Raw genomic sequence first — 19,912 nt, forward strand, 5'->3', positions numbered from 1 at the left:
AAGCGTCTTCGCCCGGCCAAGCAACTTTGTGGATGGCTCTTTTCGCCGATATGGGGACGAGCCCGCTTGTGGTATTCAATGGACCACAACTATTGCGGTATTGATTCGAAAGCTACATTGTCAAAATTGATTACTCACATAAGGAATTAAATATGCAATGTCCTATCTGCAAAGATATAGCTTTAGTAATGACTGAGCGCCAGAGCATAGAAATTGACTATTGCCGCAATGCCGCGGTGTCTGGCTTGACCGAGGTGAACTCGACAAGATTATTGAGCGTAGTCAGCGACAAGAGACCGTTAGATTGCTTCCACAGAACCTCACATCACCTGTCCAAAGTTCGACGCCAGCAGAACAACCTGGTTACAACCAGTACGGGAATAAGCATGGTCATGGAGATCGAGGGAGCCACAGCGGTGGATGGAAAGAAGGTGGCCATCAAAGTCAAAGTGGGCATCAGGGACAACCGAGTCGCAAAAAATCGTTTTTGCAGGAACTATTTGATTAAGATGGCGATTTCTCGCTTATGATCTGAATACTACATCAAACCAGTATCCACCTTTGAATGATTGGTTTGATGATATGGAACGGTTTGGGTGCTAGTAGGTCTTTATATTCTACAGTCCACTCGTTGGATCTTCATTAGGCTACATTTGGGGAAAAATCATGAGTTCAGGGCACAGTCACGGTCAAGTACGTGCGGGTCATGAAAAGATGTTATGGATCGCACTCGCCCTGACGACAAGTTTTATGATTGCTGAGGTCATCGGAGCCTTTGTCACGGGCAGCCTAGCCTTACTGTCGGATGCTGCGCATATGCTGACAGACGTTGTGGCTTTGGCAATATCCTTGCTGGCTATTCATATTGCCAAACGCTCTGCTGACAGGAAGCGCACGTTCGGGTATGCACGATTCGAAATACTTGCAGCCACATTCAATGCTGTCTTGTTGTTTTTAGTCGCTATATACATTGTCTATGAAGCGTATCTTCGACTTAACGCCCCCGCAGAAATTCAGTCGACGGGCATGTTAGTAATTGCAGTGATGGGACTGATAGTTAACCTCATTTCAATGCGTCTGTTGAGTGCCGCTAGTGGGGAAAGTCTCAATGTGAAGGGCGCTTATTTAGAGGTTTGGAGCGATATGGTGGGGTCTATTGGCGTCATCATTGCAGCGCTTGTAATCCGCTTCACCGGTTGGAGTTGGGTTGATTCACTTGTTGCAGCAGGTATCGGATTCTGGGTGCTGCCTAGGACTTGGTCACTGCTCAAGGAAAGCATGAATATATTACTGCAGGGCGTTCCAGAGGGCATCGATATTCAAAAGGTGGAGGCGAAAATATACGGAATCGTAGGAGTAAAAAATGTGCACGATTTGCATATATGGGCTTTAACCAGTGGTAAGAGTGTAATGAGCGTTCACCTGGTCGCTGACTATACCTCCCGCAGTGAACAAGATATTTTAACTGAAGTCACGTCGCTTATGAGTGAAGAGTTTCAGATCAGTCATACTACTGTACAAATGGAAAAAGCAGATTTCCATAGCCAATTAGTTGACGATTATGAAGGCAAGGTCCACTAATTGAGTTCCATTTTTAAGACAAGTTGTTATTTCGGGGATCCACCCCAGAGGGCTAGTTAAAATGAAAAAAATTATTTTAAATTGTGCTCTGCTGATAATGCTTTTGTCTCTAACAGTAGAGCCGGTTTTGTCGAGCCCGGCTAGACCAGAAAAGGTATTCGGGTGGATTGAAGAAGGGATACTTTTACCAGAAAATATCGCCGTGAAAATAAAGTTGGATACTGGGGCTCTTACGTCATCCATGGATGCGAAGGACTTAAAAAGATTCCAAAAAGATGGAGAAGAATGGATTCGGTTTAACGTTAAAGTCAAAGACACCAAAACTAAGAAGGTGAGTAGCGCACTCTTCGAACGACGGATTGAACGAAATGTAAAAGTTAGAGGTGCCGGCGGCGCTGAACATCGTCCAGTCGTCATGATGACGATGTGCATAGGAGATAAAATTTATAAAGAGGAATTTTCTCTGAAAGATCGAGGCGAGATGAACTATCCCGTACTGATAGGACGCCGAACATTGGAAGCTTTGGGAGCGGTCGATGTTTCGCGCAAATTCACCGAGGAACCCCACTGCAGTTAATTTTAAATATATTTATATTATAGTTTTAGAGTTACTTTATTTGCAAAGCACCTGGAAGGCATACTCGTATTGAGTGTTGCAAAGGCCGACTGAATCGTCAAATAAAAAGACGGACAGTCGGTCGCAGTTTTTTTAGATGCTTGAAAACTTACCATTCTAATATGAATGGCTCTGAGTGGAGTGTGCGTTAATTTTAATGATGATCTTTAGACTTCATTCTTGCCACTAGTTGGCTGCTATTACTGCTGCTGGCCAGTCATTGAAGTAAGTTTTAATGAGGCCAAGGCTTTGGATTGACATGCGCTAAACAGATCAAGCTCAGGTCGATATGCCGAAGTTTGGATATTCATCAATCCTAATATCGAATGGAATAAGTTGTCATGGGATAGTGATGCGCCTCGCTGTTCCCTCAAGCATTGAACGTCTAGTTTTTGACGAGATTGCATGTTTTTGGAGATCCAGAGAACCATGGGAATGCTAGTCTGCTCTTTGGGCGCCATAGCATAAGGCAGTCCGTGCAAGTATATCCCGTTCTCGCCGAGAGACTCACCGTGATCAGAGACGTAAAGCATAGCCGTATCAAAGCGCTCAGCGTTGCGCTTTAGCAAGTCAATCGTTTGTCCAAGTACATAGTCTGTATAGACGATACTGTTATCATAGGCACTGACTATGCTCTCGCGCGTACATCGCTCTAGTTGGTTATTATCACAAACGGGACCAAATCGCTCGAATTCGCGTGGGTAGCGCTTGTAGTAGGATGGGCCGTGACTACCTTTCATGTGGAGAACCACGACTGAATCACCCTGTTGTTGATCCAAGTAAGCTTGCAGGTCTTGCAATAAGACTTCGTCGTAACACTCGCCTGCTCTGCATAATCCTGATGTTTTCTGATTGTTCAATTTCTCATTTTTTACTCGGTCACAAATACCTTTACAACCCGAATTGTTATCTCTCCAAAGTACCGATACTCCGGCCCGCTGCAACACGTCTAATAAGCCTTCTCTCCGTAACGCCATACCGTCTTTATAGCCTTGTTTACCCGCATCCAAGAACATGCAAGGTAAGGAGATTGCCGTAGCTGTTCCACATGAACTGACATTGGCAAAACTTAAGACACCACGCCGAGTCAATTCCGGATTGGTATCGCGTGTGTAGCCATTAAGCGAGAAGTTCGCGGACCTAGCGGTTTCACCCACAATTAACAACGTCAGGCGTGATTTTTTTACACTCGCAGTAGTTTCTCCTTGGCGGGCATCAGCACCAATGATTTTTAGTTCTGTGGGCTGTGCTAGCTGGCGACGCATATACCCATGGATTGCCGAAACCACATTCGAAGGAACTAACATCAATCTGAGTTCGCGATGGTTACGTACGAGCGATGCATAAGATTGGTAAAGCGTAAATACGATGATTGCCAAACAGGTAAGTGCTACCGCCAGCCCCATCAATCGATGAGCAAGCGCGCGGGTGCGCGATCGTTGTATCAAACGGACTCGGGTGATAAGCAGCACCGGTAGAACACCAAAACCCAGCATCCATCGCAGTAACTCCCAGTTCAGCAGGTCCGTGGTCTCAGAGATGTCTGTTTGAATAACATTCGTTAGCATGCTGTAGTCAATTACAATGCCGTAGCTATTCATAAAGTAACTCGCTGCTGCCGCAACCAACAGAACAATGGCTAGCACAGGCTTTATGAAGCGTCCCCAAGCCATCGCGCTGAGTAACACGTACAGCCACATCAACACGAACCAAGGCAGGCTAAGCACAAATAAGATGCTTCCGTCTTGTAGGCCTCCCACGCTTTTCCAAACAACTCGCCAAAATGGCCAGTTACTGAACAACAGAAGCCAAGTTGAAACTGCAATAATTAATTGATTGCTACTGAGTATAATTTTCGTACTCAGAATTGGTATTTTTTTATTCATGGGTATCTCGGAATATCTCGACATGATCGTGCGCGCAAACTGTCACTGGACTGCCGCTACGTTTTAGGGAAGAAAAAATCAGCAACAGAGCGATGTAATTCATGGATGCACCAGTGACCCTCAACGCTTTCCTCGGTTGGTTGAAGCTCCACGATTAGCCAAACCGCCAAAACGCCAAAACCGATGAGGATTTTTTTCATGAGATGCCCCCCAAGTAAGTGTTGTACTGATAGATCCGCTCGACTTGACTTAAAAAACAATTTTTTTTGGAGCGAAATGATGGTGGTTGGGTCGCGGGGGTATGGTTTTCTTGCTGACGTTGCGCATCTGTCTTAGTATCGAAGGCATAGGTGATGACGTTGTTTAGATCACTATTCTGATAGGCGCGACTAGTTGTCTAAAAAGGAATTCTAGTTGCGGATGAGAGACCAAAGCGGTCTTGATGCGCTTACCAAGTTCACCACTTTCGAATGCCGATAATCCTCATTGCGCGAAACATCGCCGTACTCGCATAACGCACACTCCTCGGAGTCAGGCGACGCCTTGCAGTTGATTTCAAATATTCGTTGAAAGCTTTGGCAGCCGTTTTTAGTACGGCATCGGGGTTCAAACTCTGTTAAAGCCTGGCTGCGCTATTCTGTATTTCCCGCTCGGCGTCTGCGAGTCTTGGCTCATTTGATAATACGGGTTGGTGACTGTTCCTCGTCTTACATTGGCTGGCTCATGCGCGGTCGTCATCAATGATTCCCGAGGCAGGGAATCAGCCGACCACAACATTTTTCTAATGCGAGATGGCATCACAAAATTTTCGCCCCCAAGGCGCGCCGTTTTCATCGTTTAACAGTAGGGACATCTGCAGCGTCTAGAGTGTTTAGATATATTGCATGCTCAATGTACTGCATAAGAGTTATCGCGAGGGTGACTGAAGAATTACAAATTTGTAATAAGACCATCTATCGTCATCAAGTAGTCTAAAATCTATTTGCCGTATGGTCGTGTGTCTCAATTCACTCATTTAACAGAAACTGAAAAAATGCGCGATATTCTGTAATGGCTTAACTCATCCAGTTGAGATGCTAAAGTGAACCGGTGAGTAAAGTTGCCTAAATGAGTGTGGTGGTATTTTCAATTAGTATCGAGACTTTATAATAAATGCGTATCTTGATAATAGAAGACGATCCGAAAACCGCTCATTATTTGCGCCAGGGTCTGACTGAAAGCGGCTTTATCGTTGATTGCATACAAAACGGAATCGATGGCATAAACTTAGTCTCCCAACAGGCTTATGACCTTGTAGTACTAGACGTAAACCCCCCGCAAAGTGACGACTGGGATCTACTTGTAAGTATTCGCGAGGTAATTATTACCCCGATCATGATGCTTACCGAGAAAGGTAGTGTTGAGGATAAAGTCTTGGGTTTTGATCTAGGCGCTGACGATTACATGGTCAAACCAATTGAGTTTCCTGAGTTGTTAGCTAGAGTCCGTACTTTAATGCGTCGAACTGGGTCGTCGGCATCGCTAAATGTGCTTCGCGTTGGCGATTTGGAGCTCGATCTGGGTAGGCACAGGACCTTTCGCGCTAACCAGCGAATTGACCTGACTAACAAGGAGTTCGCCTTGCTACACTTTTTGATGTGTCAATCAGGCACGACGCTATCGCGCACGCAGATTAAGTCTTCTGTCTGGGGTCTGAGTAGTGATTGCGACACGAACGTTGTTCAAGTAGCAATGAGGAGGCTTCGAGCTAAAATTGATGATCCTTTTGACGACAAGCTTATCCATACATTGCGAGGTGCTGGATATGTCCTTGAGTCGCGTGCCCATTAACCCCGTTTAGCCATTCTTATTTTGATATTGTGCGAAATAATTGGATTGCACTAAATTAAACGCGCTGAAAATATTGATTATAGAAAGGCAGTTATGTAATCTCTAAAATTGTCTCAGGAGGCGGAATGGTTCTGCAGTAGGGATTTAATTTTGCACCAAGCGCTTAAGATAACGTTAAAATCTAGATTGCACGAAAGTCTATACGATTTGCAGTTTAGAATAAACATGCTGAATTTAGCTTAATTCCGAAGTAGGGGGTTGCGACGCTATATCTGCAAGACCACACACTCTCGAGTGATTATCCATGAAGGCATGATCAACCTGCGTAATAGGTGGGTGTCACAAAGATCGGTACCAATAGATGTTCACGTTGGATTGCTCTTGGGCACTAGTAATGTATCTTGACGAAGGTTATATTTTGCACAGGGCTATTAAATCTTCACTATCCATTGGTGAGTCATCGGTTTCATCTCTGGCTGAGCAAAAAGAGTAATGTTGTCTTTGGATTTTTAAGCATCGATCCCCACTCATATATTACCTAGTGATCTGACTCGTGCAGCCAAGCTGTTTTATATTGCTTTTGATTAAATTAAATCCTAACTAAAAACCTCCCCTGGTCTTTGAGAGTTTAAGTTACTAGTTGAAATGTTCTTCGGGAATGTAATTCTGAAGGTTGTCGGATGCCCTGGTATACTAAAGACATCTGCTGTTCCATGATGGAGGCTCATGATAGATCGGACAATAGCCAATCCTAATCCAGTGCCACCTTCAGCTCGTGAGCGACTATTATCCACTCGATAGAAACGATCGAAGATATTAAGCAAGTGATGGCGTTCAATTCCCACTCCGGGATTGCTTATTGAAAGGGAGACTTCTTCGGTTCGCGTTTCAATGGAAATAACAACCGACTCTTCTATCGGGCAGTGACGAATGGCGTTTGATAAAAGATTCGAAATGGCGCGCTGAATCATGAGTCGATCGCCTGAAACTTTGCCCTGACCACTGACGGTTATGCCGACGCACTTTTCTTCAGCCGAAAGAGAAAAAAGATCAATTACTTTTAAAGCTTCGTCTTCCAGCAAAATGTTTTCGAATGGTACAAGTGCGGCTGGGTGACTTACTTGGGCTAAAAAAAGCATATCAGATATAATTCTAGTGACTCGCCCCAACTCTTCGGTGCAAGACTCTAGTACAGACTTATACTCCTTTACTGAGCGATCACGAGAAAGAGTTACCTGTGCTTTCCCCATAAGGTTCGTAATCGGTGACCGCAACTCATGCGCCAAATCATCTGAAAACTGAGTGAGTTGTTGGACTCCGCTATCAAGTCGGTGAAGCATGAAATTTATGCCATGAGCTAGCTCACTGATCTCTTGGGGCATATTGACAACGGAGAGTCGGTGACTGAGATCTTGGGTTGATACCATTCCCGCAACTTCACAGAATTCCCGGAGTGGGGACAATCCGCGTTGCACTATCGCCCAAGCACTGATACCAATAAGGATCAACAACAGCGGAACCGCTACGATGGTTGAACTCAAATAAGAGCTTAACAGTGATTCATCATTCGAGCGGTCCATAGTCAGCAAGACTGATACGAATTCACCATCTTTTAGCCTCATGAGTTTCGCTGCTGTGAGGATGTGATTTTCGCTTTCCTGTGCCGAGGAGTAGTAAGAAATCTTAGTGCTATCGGTTGCTCCGATTTTGCTCCTAGAAACTACGGTTATATCTGCTCCAAAACTCAGGACAGGGACACTCAGATTTTCATCATCAAAAATAGTGAGATTAAGATTGTCATGCCCTAGCACTTGATCTAATAGTGCGTGTGGCTTTAGGCTCATGTTGCTAGTACTGATATCCATCAGTAAACTGTGCTCAATTTGATTCATTTTCTTTTCTAAGCTGTTTTTTGCACGCAAATCAAGCTCGTGGGTAAGCGCTAAATAGGCCAGAATCGCTAAAGAAACTACTAGTACTGCTCCCATTATACTTACTGTCAAACCCAATCGCATTGACAGGCTGACTTGCTTCATTTTCTCTCCTCCAGTACATAACCTACGCCGCGGAGCGTATGGATTAATTTAGTTTCAAATGGGTCATCTATTTTAGCTCTGAGCCTACGTATCGAAACTTCGACAACATTGGTGTCGCAATCAAAATTCATGTCCCAAACCAATGAAATGATCTGAGTACGAGATAACACCTCTCCAGATTGACGCATTAATAGATGGAGCAGTGCGAATTCTTTCGTCGTCAAATCTATGCGTTGTTTTCCGCGAAATGCGCGATGCCTTCCTTGATCAAGTTCAAGATCAGCAACTTTTAACACTTCTTGAATTGGTATGTGTTCGCTACGACGCATTAGAGTGCGTACTCTTGCCAGCAACTCTGGAAATTCAAATGGCTTGACAAGATAGTCATCAGCCCCCAGATCCAATCCTCTAATTTTATCTTCTAAGCGTCCTCTTGCAGTAAGCATCATTACCCTAGTACTGCTAGACCGCCGAATATTTTCAAGAACGTCCCATCCGTGCATTTCAGGAAGATTTACGTCAAGTAATACCAGATCATAAGCTTGCTGCCGTGCCAGATGGAGTCCATCAGCTCCTGTCGATGCGCAATCTACAATATAGCCACTTTCAGTTAGACCCTGATGTAAGTATTCAGCAGTCTTTGGCTCGTCCTCTATCACAAGAATACGCATAGGAATTAACCCTTCTTAAAGTGGTTCGTAATGGCTCTTTTCGTTGAATCTGTTTAAAGTTAACCATCTGTTTAAATGTTGGATTCTGGTTGCATTTTTAATTTTCTGGGATCATAGAGTTTAAAACTAACAAGGTTTCGTGCGACCCTCGTCACCTTGTAGTACAAGAGCCGCCTCCCGTTTTTGTCTAGGGATGTCGCTTGGTGCGAGCACTTATTGCCCTAATCCTAATGCATTAAGTGAGGCTTATTCGTTAGATAACGTATTTGTAATTCTTCAGTCACCTTGTTGATAGGTGTGCGGAATTATATTTGCCTCATGGGAAATTCTTTTTGTATAAAGGTTTTGGGGAATGATGGAATTACTTCGGTTTAGAAAGTTTATTGCTCACCCAATCACGCATAAAACCATGCTACAAGCAGGTCTTATTTCGATCCTTGCTCTTTTGAATGCTCCTTTGTTAGCCGCAAACGCTCAAATGCTCACAATGGATCAAGCGCTTGAAACTGCATTTTCCAACAACCCAGACCTAGCGGCCGCTCAATGGGAGACAGGTATTGCTCAGGGAGAGCGACAGCAGGCTGGATTGATTCCAAACCCTGAGGTTTCCTGGGAGGCTGAAGATACTCGGCGAAACTCGCGCACCACGACGGTAATGATCAGCCAGCCGATAGAGCTTGGCGGTAAGCGTGGAGCTAGGATTGAAGTGGCCAATAGAGCTCAGGACGCAGCGGGGATTGAGTTGGAGCGCAAGCGTAACGTTCTGCGTGCCGATGTCATTCAGGCTTTTTATAGTTCCTCAACGGCTCAGCAAAGACTGCTGCTGTCACGTCAATCACTTGAGCTCGCCGAGCGCGGTTTGCGTGCAGCGCAAGGTCGCATCAAGAGTGGCAAATCCTCACCCGTTGAAGGTACGCGCGCAGAGGTTCAGCTATCAGAAGTGCGCCTAGAGTTGAGGCGGGCTGAGCGGGATGAGGCCAGTGCCTACCAGAGACTCGCTCAGGTCATGGGGGCGCCTTTGCCTGCATTTGTGTCCGTGGGTGATCCAAATCGGTCGATGCCAACCGTGCCCGATTCGTCGCTGCTGTTTAGCCGAATTGGTGAAACTGCAGAGCTACGATTAGCAAAACTGCAAATAGATCAGCGGGAAGCCTCTCTTGGTCTTGAGAAGGCTCGTCGAATTCCGGACCTGACCGTGAGTATCGGGAGTCAATACGACGAGCGTGAGCGCGAGCGGGTGAATGTCGTAGGGCTATCTATGCCCATCCCGTTGTTTAACCGTAACCAAGGCAACGTACTGGCCGCAGCCCGCCGTGCCGATCAATCTCGCGACCTTCGGAATGCCAGTGAGTTACGACTGCGCACAGAGATCCAAACCACCTTAGATCAGTGGCTGACTGCTAACACTGAAGTGGCGTCGTTCAATCAAACCATCCTGCCTGCAGCGCAAAGTGCCGTCGATACCGCTACCCGAGGTTTCGAAATGGGTAAGTTTAACTTTCTCGACGTGCTCGATGCTCAGCGCACATTGATTAGCGCTCGCACGCAATACATCCAAGCCATCGCCGAGGCGACAGACGCCTGGGTGCGTATCGAGCGAATTTTCGGTGATGTTGCCATTCTCACTCGTACCCCGTGAATTTCATATAACGTTTTTTTTACCGCTGCTCAGTATCGCAATACCACGTTAATCCGTGAATGCCGACTGGGTTGCGCAGGGAGTCTCCATGGATAAAAAACTAATCCTCGTCTCGGCACTAACCTTGGCAATAGGTATAGGCATCGGTTCGTTTTGGATGACAAGCCCATCGGTGCCTTCAGCTGAAGCTCAGACTCAGGAGGGCAAAGGCTATGACGATCACGGCGATGAAACTGCTGACGGAAAACCGGCCGAGGGCGAACACGCAGAAGGCGAAGCTGAAGAGGGTCATTTGACTCTGAGCGAAGAGCAGATCAGCTCTGCCGGCATCCAACTGGTTGAAGCGAAAGCGCAGAGCATCAGCCTTTCATTGCCCTTTCCTGGAGAAATCCGTTTTGATGAAGACCGCACTGCGCACGTGGTGCCCCGCGTACCTGGTGTCGTTGAGTCGGTTCATGCCAATCTTGGTCAACCAGTGAAAAAAGGTCAGTTGCTGGCCGTAATCGCTAGCCAACAAATTTCTGATCAGCGCAGTGAACAAGCCGCTGCGCAACGTCGTCTTGAGTTGGCGCGTACTACCTACGAGCGAGAGCGACAGTTATGGCAGGACAAAATCTCTGCAGAACAGGACTTCCTGCAAGCCCGCCAGGCTTTGCAAGAAGCTGAAATTGCTCTCAGCAATGCTCGGCAAAAAATTAGCGTACTGAGTGGTAGCTCGGTCGCCAGCGGGGGTAATCGATATGAATTGCGTGCGCCGTTTGACGGGGTTGTAGTCGAGAAACATTTGGCCCTCGGTGAAGTTGTCAGCGAAACCACCAATGCCTTTACGCTCTCCGACTTGTCGCGTGTGTGGGTGACCTTTGGAGTCTCACCAAAGGATTTGAACAAGGTACTCGTAGGCAAATCGGTCAAGGTCAGTGCGCCGGAGTTGAATGCTGAAGTCACTGGAACCGTGGCCTATGTCGGCAGTTTGTTGGGCGAGCAAACCCGTACAGCCACGGTCCGCGTGACATTGGAAAATCCACAAGGTGCATGGCGTCCGGGGCTATTTGTGACCGTGCAGGTTGACACCGGTACTCGGCAGACAAAGGTCGCTGTACCTGAGGCGGCTCTTCAGACGGTCGAGGACAAGCAAACTGTTTTCGTTCGAACGGAGGACGGGTTTAGAGCTCAGCCAGTGGAGACAGGTGGTCGTTCGGCGGGTCTGGTCGAGATCAAGGAAGGCCTGGAGCCCGGAGCTCAAATCGCCGCCGCCGGTAGTTTCATTTTGAAATCAGAATTGGGTAAAGCCTCGGCTGAACACGCCCACTGATCCGCCATTTCCACGAGAAGGTTCTCATGTTCGAACGCCTGATCCAATTTGCCATCGAGCAGCGCATTATCGTACTGCTCGCGGTTTTCCTCATGGCCGGCCTCGGTATAGCAAGCTATCAGAAGCTGCCGATCGACGCGGTTCCCGATATCACCAACGTCCAGGTGCAAATCAACACGGGGGCAGCAGGTTTTTCACCACTGGAAACCGAACAACGCATCACGTTCCCCATCGAAACAGCAATGGCGGGTTTACCGGCTCTAGAACAAACTCGTTCGCTGTCACGCTCGGGTTTGTCGCAAGTTACTGTTATTTTCAAAGAGGGCACGGACCTCTTCTTCGCTCGGCAATTGGTCAACGAACGATTACAGGTGGCCAAAGAGCAACTGCCAGAAGGTGTGGAAGCTGTCATGGGACCGATCTCAACCGGTCTTGGTGAGATTTTCCTGTGGACGGTCGAGGCTGAAGAGGGGGCTGTCAAGGAGGACGGCAGTCCCTATACGCCGACCGACCTGAGGGTGATTCAAGACTGGATCATCAAGCCTCAACTGCGCAATGTTCCTGGGGTCGCCGAAATCAATACCATTGGCGGGTTTGCCAAGGAGTATCAGATTGCGCCCGATCCAAAACGCTTGGCCGCTTACAAGCTCACGCTGACTGACCTTGTTACAGCGCTGGAGCGCAACAACGCTAACGTCGGTGCCGGTTACATCGAGCACAGCGGCGAACAGTTACTGATTCGTGCACCTGGTCAAGTAGCAACCACCGACGATATCGCCAATATCGTCATGGCCAATGTCGACGGTACGCCAATACGTGTGAAGAATGTTGCAACCGTGGATATCGGCCGTGAATTGCGCACGGGAGCAGCGACCGAAAACGGTCGTGAAGTGGTGCTCGGCACAGTGTTCATGCTAATCGGCGAGAACAGCCGCACCGTGGCGCAGGCCGTTGCCAACAAGCTTGAGCAAATCAACCGTTCACTGCCAAAAGGGGTTGTAGCAGTCACTGTCTATGACCGTACCAATCTTGTGGACAAGGCGATTGCCACGGTAAAAAAGAACCTGATCGAAGGTGCAATCCTAGTGATTGCGATTCTATTCCTGTTCTTGGGAAATATACGTGCAGCGCTGATCACTGCCATGGTTATCCCGCTCGCTATGTTGTTCACATTCACCGGCATGTTTACCAATAAAGTTAGCGCCAACCTGATGAGCCTTGGGGCTTTGGACTTTGGCATCATCGTCGACGGTGCGGTGGTAATTGTTGAAAACGCCATCAGGCGTTTGGCCCATGCGCAGCAACACCACGGGCGCATCCTCACTCGCTCTGAACGTTTTCACGAAGTATTCGCTGCTGCCAAGGAAGCACGCCGACCATTAATTTTCGGTCAGTTGATCATTATGGTCGTGTACCTACCGATTTTTGCGCTTACTGGCGTCGAAGGAAAAATGTTCCACCCGATGGCCTTCACCGTAGTGATCGCCTTACTGGGGGCGATGTTGTTGTCAGTAACTTTTGTCCCTGCTGCGATTGCGATGTTCGTGACCGGCAAGGTCAAGGAAGAAGAAAACGTCATCATGCGTGGCGCCCGCCGGATGTATGCTCCAGCTTTGGACTGGGTCATGGGCCATCGATCGTTGGCATTCGCCATGGCATTAGGCGTGATCACAATATGCGGTGTGGTCGCAAGTCGGATGGGTAGTGAGTTTGTGCCGAGTCTCAGCGAAGGCGATTTCGCGTTGCAAGCATTGCGTGTCCCAGGTACCAGCCTGACGCAATCGGTAGAGATGCAGCAACGCCTGGAAACCCTGGTATTGGCAAAAGTACCGGAGGTCAAACGGATGTTTGGTCGTACAGGTACTGCCGAAATTGCCTCCGATCCAATGCCTCCAAACATTTCTGACAGCTATGTGATGCTCAAGCCGAAGAGTCAATGGCCTGATCCGAATAAATCAAGGGAGGCATTGATAGACGATATTCAAAAAGCTGCAGCTGCGATGCCCGGAAGCAACTATGAGCTTTCTCAGCCTATTCAACTGCGTTTCAACGAGTTGATTTCAGGCGTACGTAGTGATGTGGCGGTCAAGGTATTCGGTGATGACATGGCGGTGCTCAACGGCACCGCTGCAAAAATCGCCGCATCAATGCAGAAGATCAATGGTGCCTCCGAGGTCAAAGTTGAGCAAACGTCGGGACTGCCGGTACTGACCATCAACATCGACCGCGACAAAGCCGCCCGTTACGGACTCAACGTAGGCGACGTGCAAGACACCATTGCGGTGGCAGTTGGCGGTCGACAAGCCGGTACGATGTATGAGGGAGACCGCCGATTTGACATGGTGGTGCGTTTATCCGACGCGATGCGTAAGGATCTCGAGGGATTGTCCACATTGCTAATCCCGGTACCGGCGTTGCTCAACACCAATGCTGACCAGATCGGATTCATAGCTCTTTCAGAGGTGGCGACCCTCGATCTAGTGTTGGGACCTAACCAGGTCAGCCGAGAAAACGGCAAGCGTCTGGTGATCGTCAGCGCCAACGTGCGTGGGCGTGATATCGGCTCTTTTGTACAGGAGGCCAGTAGCGCCATTGATAAGGAAGTGCAAATCCCATCCGGTTACTGGACCACTTGGGGAGGGCAGTTCGAGCAGCTCCAATCCGCTGCCAAGCGACTACAGATTGTAGTGCCGGTTGCCCTGCTTCTGGTGTTCGCACTCTTGTTCATGATGTTCAACAACCTCAAGGATGGCCTACTGGTGTTTACTGGTATTCCGTTCGCATTGACAGGGGGTGTCATGGCTTTATGGCTGAGAGACATCCCGCTATCGATCTCGGCAGGTGTTGGTTTCATCGCGTTGTCGGGAGTGGCGGTGCTAAACGGTCTGGTGATGATCGCTTTCATACGTAATCTACGCGAGGAAGGACATTCTTTAAGTTCCGCAATTAATGAAGGGGCTCTCACACGTTTACGTCCGGTGTTGATGACAGCTCTCGTGGCCTCTCTTGGGTTTATTCCGATGGCACTGGCAACCGGAACGGGGGCAGAGGTTCAAAGACCTCTAGCTACCGTAGTAATCGGGGGAATCCTATCCTCAACTGTGTTGACTCTGCTGATACTGCCTGCTCTTTATCAATGGGTGCACCGCCGAGACGAGGAAGAAACCAAAGACGACAAAATAGCATCCATATAATTTAGTTTTCTCAAAGCCTCCTATCGAGATTCGATGGGGGGCTTTTTTATGTGCGCAACATAACGAATCTGTAATCTAGGCGCCACCGTGTTGATAGGTTCGAATTGATACCCTAAGAGTGTCAACTAGATGAGGTGTCAGTATGAAAATTGCTCAAATTTTTGCTCTTGCGAGTGCTTTAGTCCTTTCTTCAGTTGCTTTAGCCGAAGGTGGCGGAGACAGAACCTTTGAGAAAATGATGGTCGCAAATGATCTAGCAATGGAGAAGTACGTGGCTAAAGAAGGAAAAATCGAGCCAGTAGTGTCAAGTGATGCTAAAGATGAGACTGATGAAATGTAAATGTAGCAGTACGCTGAATAAAAAAAACCGCTTCCGGTTTCCGGTTGCGGTTTTTTTTGGATGGCAGATTGGACATCGGTAATCCTGGCGCCACACCTACGCAATGTTCTAGTTGATATTCTGGTAACTGTTAATATATGAGGTACTCAATATGAAATTCATGAGCATTATTACTCTCGCTGGAACTCTGGCGTTATCCTCTCTTGTCTCTGCTGAAGGGGGAGGAGACAAAACCTTTGAGAAAATGATGGCGGCTAATGCTAAAGCTATGGAGCAGTATGCTATTAGCCAAGGGAAAAGCGCACCTGTAGCGAAACAATACGAGTACGGAATGAAGATGGATGTTGTGAAAGTGATCAGTGTGGTGCGGCCTGCAAAAGTCTGCGCGGTGGTGCCAGCCGCCATGACTTATGAAGATTCAAATGGGCAGCTAAATACGATTAGGTACACTGTGGCTGGAGAGTGTCGCAAACGTGGTGGCTAGTAGCTATCCTACTATCTGAACAATCTATAACGCTCGACTGATATGAAAAATAGGAATCGGGCGTTTTTTAGATTCGCTTCGAACAGGTATAAAAAAGACGTCCCGAGGGACGTCTTAAAAATTCACCCTTTTCCGAAGGAGCTTCTAAAGGTGAAATTGTAGCTTTAACTGAACAACAATGAGTTTCCAGATTTTCACAGGCTTGCTACTTGTCTGTAGAGATCTAACCAGATGCGCTAGCTAGATTCCTAATAACTCCCACTCACTATAAGCAATCCTAGTTAACGTGGAGATGATTGAAAAATTACAATTTTGAAATTTTCAATCAAAAATGGGACAATTTAGAAGAACCGAGAATTTTCCCGTTTAGGTATTACAGAATGGCGAGTGGGTACTCAACAATCACACGGACCTCATCCAGATCCGATTCAAAAGCGGTTGCGCGAGTATTCGCTTGCCGCAAGCGGAAAGACATATCTTTCAAGGAACCTGTCTGAACGACGTACTTCACCTCAATGTCGCGCTCCCAACGTTTCTGATCTGTCAACGGGTTCCCGTCTGCATCGCGCCTCATGTATGTTGCGTTAGCGTTGGAATAGTCAGCGTCGGTGCCGCGACCATAACGTGTCATAAACGACAGGCCTGGTACGCCGTACGAGCTCATGTCGAGGTCGTAGCGAACCATCCACGAACGTTCTTTTGGCGAGTTAAAATCGCTGTATTGGATCGAGTTGTCGAGAAAGATAGAGTCCGACTGACGCAGATAGTCGAAGTCGTCATTACCATTATTTCGCTGGTGAGAAAGTGCAAGTGAGTGCGCACCATACTTCACGCCAACTTTAGCGCTCCAAATATTGTTGTCGAATTCTCCCAGCAGTTTCTTTCCTTCATCAACGGCCTTGTAGTAATTCACGCCACCGAATACAGAAAGCTGATCAGACAGTGAGTAATTCAATCCCGTGCCCGCATAGTATTGATTCCAAGCGTCTTTGAGGCGACTGGAATAGAGACTAACGATGATATTTTTGTTAACGTTGTAGTCGCCGCCGAAATAGCCTACCCAAGGTGAATTAACAGGCCCTGCATAGAATGTCGCGAAGTTGTCGCGCATATTGCTGGAGACTGGTTGGCTCATGGCGTGCAGGCGACCACCTTGAACAGTCAGTCCTTCAATGCTGGTATTGGTCGCGGTTACACCGCGGAAACTTTCGGGTAGTAGTCTTGAGTCGCCAGAAGCCACGACGGGGTTCGCTGGAAAAACATCACCAACTTTCACTACTGTGTCAAAAGCGCGAACCTTTGCTGCCCCACCGACTTTTGTGTACTCATCTCGAGCCTCACCATCGCCATTGACAGGCAGTACATCGAACGAACTACGACCACCATTTCGACCGTCACCCGTATCAAGCTTCAACCCAATCATCGCGAAAGCATCGACGCCCACACCGACAGTGCCTTGAGTAAAACCGGATTCAAATTTACTGATGATCGCGTGCGACCAAGTCTCTGAATAACCATTGCCTGTGGGGCTTGATTGCCCGTTACGATGGTCACGATTGAAGTAGAAATTTCGATTTAGCACGGAAAGACTACTATCTTCGATAAATCCCCCAGTCTTTTCCTCTGCGAATGCCATGGAAGGCCCAGAACTGACAACCAACGCTAAAGCGGCCATTGAGAATTTTGTATTGTTATCCATTAATCACTCCTTAGGTTTGGCAGAACTAGTAAGTTCTTCGGCTGGAATTATTGTTTACGGAAAGCGCGTTGCGCTTTCGTATCGTCGCCGACTTGTATCGTTGCAATTTGAAGATAACAGGGAGATGATTGAAGAATTACAATTCTGTAATGTCTGTATTTTTTTTTCAAAAAAATATTTCTGCGGCACATACCCACCGATGAGTGGCTCCTATTTACAACGAATCTTCGCATGTGTCTCCTGACGGGCGGCATGATTTAAACTTGAAGCGCATGCGTAGGGTCCGACTGGTTTTTAAGTGCGAATCCGGCGGTGACGATTGCTCGCGTGTTCACCAATACATTCTCGGGGATACGGATGTCAGACGTAGCGCTGTTCATCATCGCGCAGTTTTTCGGTGGGTTAACGGCGCTGTTCCTGGCGAAGGTTCTCGGTGCTAAAGACGTTGTCGTGGATATCCCGCAGCCTAGTCCCCATGAGCAAAAGCTCACAATTCACTGAACGGTGCTCTCTACGGTTCGTGGATGCGGTAAGCCCGCTCAAGGCGTAGTTCACGTTCCTATCGCGACATCCTGAAGGGCTAGGCCTTAAGGTGGTTCAGCCTTTCAAACGCGATTTTTTAAAGGGGCAGTAAGGAAAGACATGAATTACAAAGTGAGGGTTGCTACACCATCTGATGCCCCTGCCATCCAGACTATCTATGCTCCAATGGTTTGAACTCAGTCATCTCGTTCGAGCTGATACCACCGACTGTTGATGAGATGGCATCAAGAATAACCGCAACACTACCGCCGCATCCCTATCTGGTAGCCGAGGTGGAGGGCAACGTCGTTGGATACGCTTACGCAAGCGAGCATCGAGCGAGAGAAGCCTATCGATGGTCGGCGGATGTCACCGTGTATGTTGATCCGGCTGTGCACCGAAAAGGGGTTGGTCGTGCGCTTTATCAGCAGCTTCTACCAGTTCTAGAGAAACAGGGGATTCATGCAGCCTATGCCGGCATTGCCTTACCCAACGCAGGAAGTATAGGTATCCATGAAGCACTCGGGTTCACCCACATCGGCACCTACCCAGAGGTTGGGTTCAAGCACGGCCAATGGCATAGCGTGGATTATTGGCGTAAACCGCTTTGTGCTGTGACGCCGCCAATAGAAATCATCCCGTTCAGTGAGATAAAGGGAGAGTTGAGAAACCAGGTGTGAGGCGACCTGGCTACTATTCGTCGCCATCGGTACCAGGCTGTTCGCTGAGAGCTATGCTTATGGATGATTCACGTTCGAGTCAGTTTACCGACCGGCTGGAGGGATGAATGAATTTGGCGGCGTTTACCTCGCTGCTTTCCGCAGGCGAAAACATAAACGGGTGCCCACTCCCCGATTTAGATGCAGTGACATTCGCAGGTCTGCATTTTCCTTCCCGTGCATATTGCCTTGTTGCTGATTGGGTAATCTTGGATCTCGAAGTTACAACACGTCAACGAATAGCCATCACCGATAGAGGGCTTATCCCTGCCTTGGTTTACGCATTGACGGTTATCCAAGATAGAAAAGGTCGTTTTGCGCCTGGTGATTGGGTCAGATCAACGTTGGGGGTTTCCTTCACTCACAACTGCTTGTTTGAGACGAAAAATACGGTTTATGTGCTTATGGGAGCCGGCCGTAGGTTGCGCACAGATTTAGACATCGCACTGAGCTTGTGCTGAAGACCGCAGATTATGCTGCTCCCCTCCTGACCGCTTACTTCAGTTGTTGGTGTCACACTATGTTGGGAGCAGCCCGGCCCTGTATTTGAAGCGCAGCCCATCTGTGTCAATCTATGTTGCTGTTGTCTTTATCGCGAATCATCCTACAGACCCCGATTTACGCGATGGGTTGTGTCAAACTATGTTGTTGGTACCCAGACGAATGATTTTAGACAACAGATTTTGAAGCAATGCCAAAGCCCCTGATTTCAGGGGCTTTTTCTATTTAATGGCCTCCACCAGATGTCCGATTTTGTTGAGTGATCTTGCTGGAGGTTTAGCCTGGTACCGGTGATCAGACTTATTCACAGGGCTGATATTTTTCCAGGACTTTTTGTGCACATTCCATTTTCAGGAGTATGTGGCGGCCGCAGGAGGCATGGGAGGTTGGCTTGCGTGAATAGGCGTTGCGGGATTACCAGTGTGGAAGAGGGGTTGTGGTGAGCCCGCTCACCACAACCACCGACATTAATCTCTCGCCCCTGTGCAGGTGACCAGAATACGCCGTTAAACCACCGCCGCAGCCGTGGCGGGTTCACCGTCGACGACTACGTTGTACGGCGCCTGTTCGCGATCACGCAGACCGTAATCACGAATCACCGATGTCACGCGCACGCGATAGTCATCGAAGATTTTGTCGCGTCCGGCGCGCTGTGCCGACAGGTGGGCTGTCACGTTGCGCCACTGCACCACGGCTTCCTCATCGCGCCAGGTGGTGACCGACATCACCTTCTTGGGGTTGAGCGTGCTTTGAAAGCACTCGACGGAGATAAACCCGTCCATGGGTTCAAGCATCGGGGTCAGCTTGTTGACCAGGTCAACATAAGTCTCGCCCTGGCCTGGCAGTGCCTGTAACTCAAACAATACGACGATCATTTTTGAT

The 19,912-nt window shown here is 48.1% G+C and carries 17 protein-coding genes and 1 pseudogene; 12 read left to right on the plus strand and 6 right to left on the minus strand.

What is annotated here, in order from left to right; all coding sequences use genetic code 11:
* The first annotated feature begins 152 nt into the window (after positions 1 to 152).
* From AB4P92_RS15640 to AB4P92_RS15650, 3 genes are all read left to right on the plus strand, one after another.
* On the plus strand, positions 153 to 530 hold the full coding sequence (locus AB4P92_RS15640; protein WP_208101337.1) for a zf-TFIIB domain-containing protein: 378 nt from the start codon (positions 153 to 155) through the stop codon (positions 528 to 530).
* A 136-nt stretch (positions 531 to 666) separates the two neighbouring features.
* Positions 667 to 1,581 carry a cation diffusion facilitator family transporter gene (locus AB4P92_RS15645; RefSeq protein WP_042561907.1) on the plus strand — a complete coding sequence of 305 codons (915 nt, stop codon included), beginning with the start codon at positions 667 to 669 and terminating at the stop codon, positions 1,579 to 1,581.
* Between the two features lie 61 nt (positions 1,582 to 1,642).
* Positions 1,643 to 2,158 (plus strand): ATP-dependent zinc protease, encoded by a 516-nt coding sequence (locus tag AB4P92_RS15650; protein ID WP_155401179.1) that lies wholly within the window; start codon positions 1,643 to 1,645, stop codon positions 2,156 to 2,158.
* Positions 2,159 to 2,397: 239 nt separating this feature from the next.
* Here the strand turns inward: AB4P92_RS15650 and AB4P92_RS15655 are convergent, their stop codons facing one another.
* Together AB4P92_RS15655 and AB4P92_RS15660 are read right to left on the minus strand one after the other, a co-directional pair.
* Positions 2,398 to 4,083 carry a phosphoethanolamine transferase gene (locus AB4P92_RS15655; protein ID WP_158830538.1) on the minus strand — a complete coding sequence of 562 codons (1,686 nt, stop codon included), beginning with the start codon at positions 4,081 to 4,083 and terminating at the stop codon, positions 2,398 to 2,400.
* A 56-nt stretch (positions 4,084 to 4,139) separates the two neighbouring features.
* On the minus strand, positions 4,140 to 4,283 hold the full coding sequence (locus tag AB4P92_RS15660; RefSeq protein ID WP_155401178.1) for a hypothetical protein: 144 nt from the start codon (positions 4,281 to 4,283) through the stop codon (positions 4,140 to 4,142).
* Between the two features lie 952 nt (positions 4,284 to 5,235).
* Between AB4P92_RS15660 and AB4P92_RS15665 the strand changes: the two genes are divergently transcribed.
* The gene (locus AB4P92_RS15665; protein ID WP_047297377.1) at positions 5,236 to 5,913 is read left to right on the plus strand and encodes a heavy metal response regulator transcription factor; all 678 of its coding nucleotides are present in this window, start codon (positions 5,236 to 5,238) and stop codon (positions 5,911 to 5,913) included.
* A 596-nt stretch (positions 5,914 to 6,509) separates the two neighbouring features.
* Here the strand turns inward: AB4P92_RS15665 and AB4P92_RS15670 are convergent.
* Both AB4P92_RS15670 and AB4P92_RS15675 read right to left on the minus strand, forming a co-directional pair.
* Positions 6,510 to 7,949, minus strand: coding sequence for a heavy metal sensor histidine kinase (locus tag AB4P92_RS15670; RefSeq protein ID WP_042561904.1), 1,440 nt, complete (start codon positions 7,947 to 7,949; stop codon positions 6,510 to 6,512).
* A complete protein-coding gene (locus tag AB4P92_RS15675; protein ID WP_080896080.1) occupies positions 7,946 to 8,620 on the minus strand; it encodes a heavy metal response regulator transcription factor in 675 nt (224 codons plus the stop codon). The genes AB4P92_RS15670 and AB4P92_RS15675 overlap by 4 nt, the downstream gene beginning before the upstream one ends.
* 352 nt (positions 8,621 to 8,972) lie before the next feature.
* Here AB4P92_RS15675 and AB4P92_RS15680 point away from each other — a divergent pair, with 352 nt between their 5' ends.
* The 5 genes from AB4P92_RS15680 (at position 8,973) to AB4P92_RS15700 (ending at position 15,589) form a co-directional block, all read left to right on the plus strand.
* The gene (locus AB4P92_RS15680; protein ID WP_140396034.1) at positions 8,973 to 10,259 is read left to right on the plus strand and encodes a TolC family protein; all 1,287 of its coding nucleotides are present in this window, start codon (positions 8,973 to 8,975) and stop codon (positions 10,257 to 10,259) included.
* An 88-nt stretch (positions 10,260 to 10,347) separates the two neighbouring features.
* Positions 10,348 to 11,571 carry an efflux RND transporter periplasmic adaptor subunit gene (locus tag AB4P92_RS15685; RefSeq protein WP_042561903.1) on the plus strand — a complete coding sequence of 408 codons (1,224 nt, stop codon included), beginning with the start codon at positions 10,348 to 10,350 and terminating at the stop codon, positions 11,569 to 11,571.
* A 26-nt stretch (positions 11,572 to 11,597) separates the two neighbouring features.
* Positions 11,598 to 14,765: a CusA/CzcA family heavy metal efflux RND transporter gene (locus AB4P92_RS15690; protein ID WP_158830539.1), complete on the plus strand. Its 3,168-nt coding sequence runs from the start codon at positions 11,598 to 11,600 to the stop codon at positions 14,763 to 14,765.
* A gap of 142 nt (positions 14,766 to 14,907) precedes the next feature.
* Positions 14,908 to 15,105 carry a co-regulatory protein PtrA N-terminal domain-containing protein gene (locus AB4P92_RS15695; protein WP_042561901.1) on the plus strand — a complete coding sequence of 66 codons (198 nt, stop codon included), beginning with the start codon at positions 14,908 to 14,910 and terminating at the stop codon, positions 15,103 to 15,105.
* Between the two features lie 151 nt (positions 15,106 to 15,256).
* Positions 15,257 to 15,589: a DUF2790 domain-containing protein gene (locus tag AB4P92_RS15700; RefSeq protein WP_042561900.1), complete on the plus strand. Its 333-nt coding sequence runs from the start codon at positions 15,257 to 15,259 to the stop codon at positions 15,587 to 15,589.
* Positions 15,590 to 15,962: 373 nt separating this feature from the next.
* Here AB4P92_RS15700 and AB4P92_RS15705 read toward each other — a convergent pair whose 3' ends face one another.
* Positions 15,963 to 17,288 (minus strand): OprD family porin, encoded by a 1,326-nt coding sequence (locus tag AB4P92_RS15705; protein ID WP_042561899.1) that lies wholly within the window; start codon positions 17,286 to 17,288, stop codon positions 15,963 to 15,965.
* A 327-nt stretch (positions 17,289 to 17,615) separates the two neighbouring features.
* Between AB4P92_RS15705 and AB4P92_RS15710 the strand changes: the two genes are divergently transcribed.
* From AB4P92_RS15710 to AB4P92_RS15720, 3 genes and pseudogenes are all read left to right on the plus strand, one after another.
* Complete coding sequence (locus AB4P92_RS15710) at positions 17,616 to 17,789, plus strand: hypothetical protein (protein ID WP_230679402.1); 174 nt, start codon at positions 17,616 to 17,618, stop codon at positions 17,787 to 17,789.
* 141 nt (positions 17,790 to 17,930) lie between these two features.
* Positions 17,931 to 18,490 (plus strand): annotated as a pseudogene (locus tag AB4P92_RS15715) (arsinothricin resistance N-acetyltransferase ArsN1 family B).
* 107 nt (positions 18,491 to 18,597) lie between these two features.
* The gene (locus AB4P92_RS15720) at positions 18,598 to 18,990 is read left to right on the plus strand and encodes a DUF6957 family protein (protein WP_140396033.1); all 393 of its coding nucleotides are present in this window, start codon (positions 18,598 to 18,600) and stop codon (positions 18,988 to 18,990) included.
* Positions 18,991 to 19,536: 546 nt separating this feature from the next.
* On the opposite strand, the gene AB4P92_RS15725 is transcribed toward AB4P92_RS15720, so the two are convergent.
* Positions 19,537 to 19,905, minus strand: coding sequence for an antibiotic biosynthesis monooxygenase (locus AB4P92_RS15725; RefSeq protein ID WP_042561898.1), 369 nt, complete (start codon positions 19,903 to 19,905; stop codon positions 19,537 to 19,539).
* Between the last annotated feature and the right edge of the window lie 7 nt (positions 19,906 to 19,912).

It is taken from the genome of Pseudomonas sp. A0308, from assembly GCF_044218815.1.
GTDB classification, from domain to species: Bacteria; Pseudomonadota; Gammaproteobacteria; order Pseudomonadales; family Pseudomonadaceae; genus Aquipseudomonas; species Aquipseudomonas iridis.

Excerpts from the sequence above, each read along its gene's own strand:
- AB4P92_RS15640 (WP_208101337.1), top strand. The coding sequence starts at position 153 with ATGCAATGTCCTATCTGCAAAGATATAGCTTTAGTAATGACTGAGCGC.
- AB4P92_RS15645 (WP_042561907.1), top strand. The coding sequence starts at position 667 with ATGAGTTCAGGGCACAGTCACGGTCAAGTACGTGCGGGTCATGAAAAG.
- AB4P92_RS15650 (WP_155401179.1), top strand. The coding sequence starts at position 1,643 with ATGAAAAAAATTATTTTAAATTGTGCTCTGCTGATAATGCTTTTGTCT.
- AB4P92_RS15655 (WP_158830538.1), bottom strand. The coding sequence starts at position 4,083 with ATGAATAAAAAAATACCAATTCTGAGTACGAAAATTATACTCAGTAGC.
- AB4P92_RS15660 (WP_155401178.1), bottom strand. The coding sequence starts at position 4,283 with ATGAAAAAAATCCTCATCGGTTTTGGCGTTTTGGCGGTTTGGCTAATC.
- AB4P92_RS15665 (WP_047297377.1), top strand. The coding sequence starts at position 5,236 with ATGCGTATCTTGATAATAGAAGACGATCCGAAAACCGCTCATTATTTG.
- AB4P92_RS15670 (WP_042561904.1), bottom strand. The coding sequence starts at position 7,949 with ATGAAGCAAGTCAGCCTGTCAATGCGATTGGGTTTGACAGTAAGTATA.
- AB4P92_RS15675 (WP_080896080.1), bottom strand. The coding sequence starts at position 8,620 with ATGCGTATTCTTGTGATAGAGGACGAGCCAAAGACTGCTGAATACTTA.
- AB4P92_RS15680 (WP_140396034.1), top strand. The coding sequence starts at position 8,973 with ATGATGGAATTACTTCGGTTTAGAAAGTTTATTGCTCACCCAATCACG.
- AB4P92_RS15685 (WP_042561903.1), top strand. The coding sequence starts at position 10,348 with ATGGATAAAAAACTAATCCTCGTCTCGGCACTAACCTTGGCAATAGGT.
- AB4P92_RS15690 (WP_158830539.1), top strand. The coding sequence starts at position 11,598 with ATGTTCGAACGCCTGATCCAATTTGCCATCGAGCAGCGCATTATCGTA.
- AB4P92_RS15695 (WP_042561901.1), top strand. The coding sequence starts at position 14,908 with ATGAAAATTGCTCAAATTTTTGCTCTTGCGAGTGCTTTAGTCCTTTCT.
- AB4P92_RS15700 (WP_042561900.1), top strand. The coding sequence starts at position 15,257 with ATGAAATTCATGAGCATTATTACTCTCGCTGGAACTCTGGCGTTATCC.
- AB4P92_RS15705 (WP_042561899.1), bottom strand. The coding sequence starts at position 17,288 with ATGGATAACAATACAAAATTCTCAATGGCCGCTTTAGCGTTGGTTGTC.
- AB4P92_RS15720 (WP_140396033.1), top strand. The coding sequence starts at position 18,598 with ATGAATTTGGCGGCGTTTACCTCGCTGCTTTCCGCAGGCGAAAACATA.
- AB4P92_RS15725 (WP_042561898.1), bottom strand. The coding sequence starts at position 19,905 with ATGATCGTCGTATTGTTTGAGTTACAGGCACTGCCAGGCCAGGGCGAG.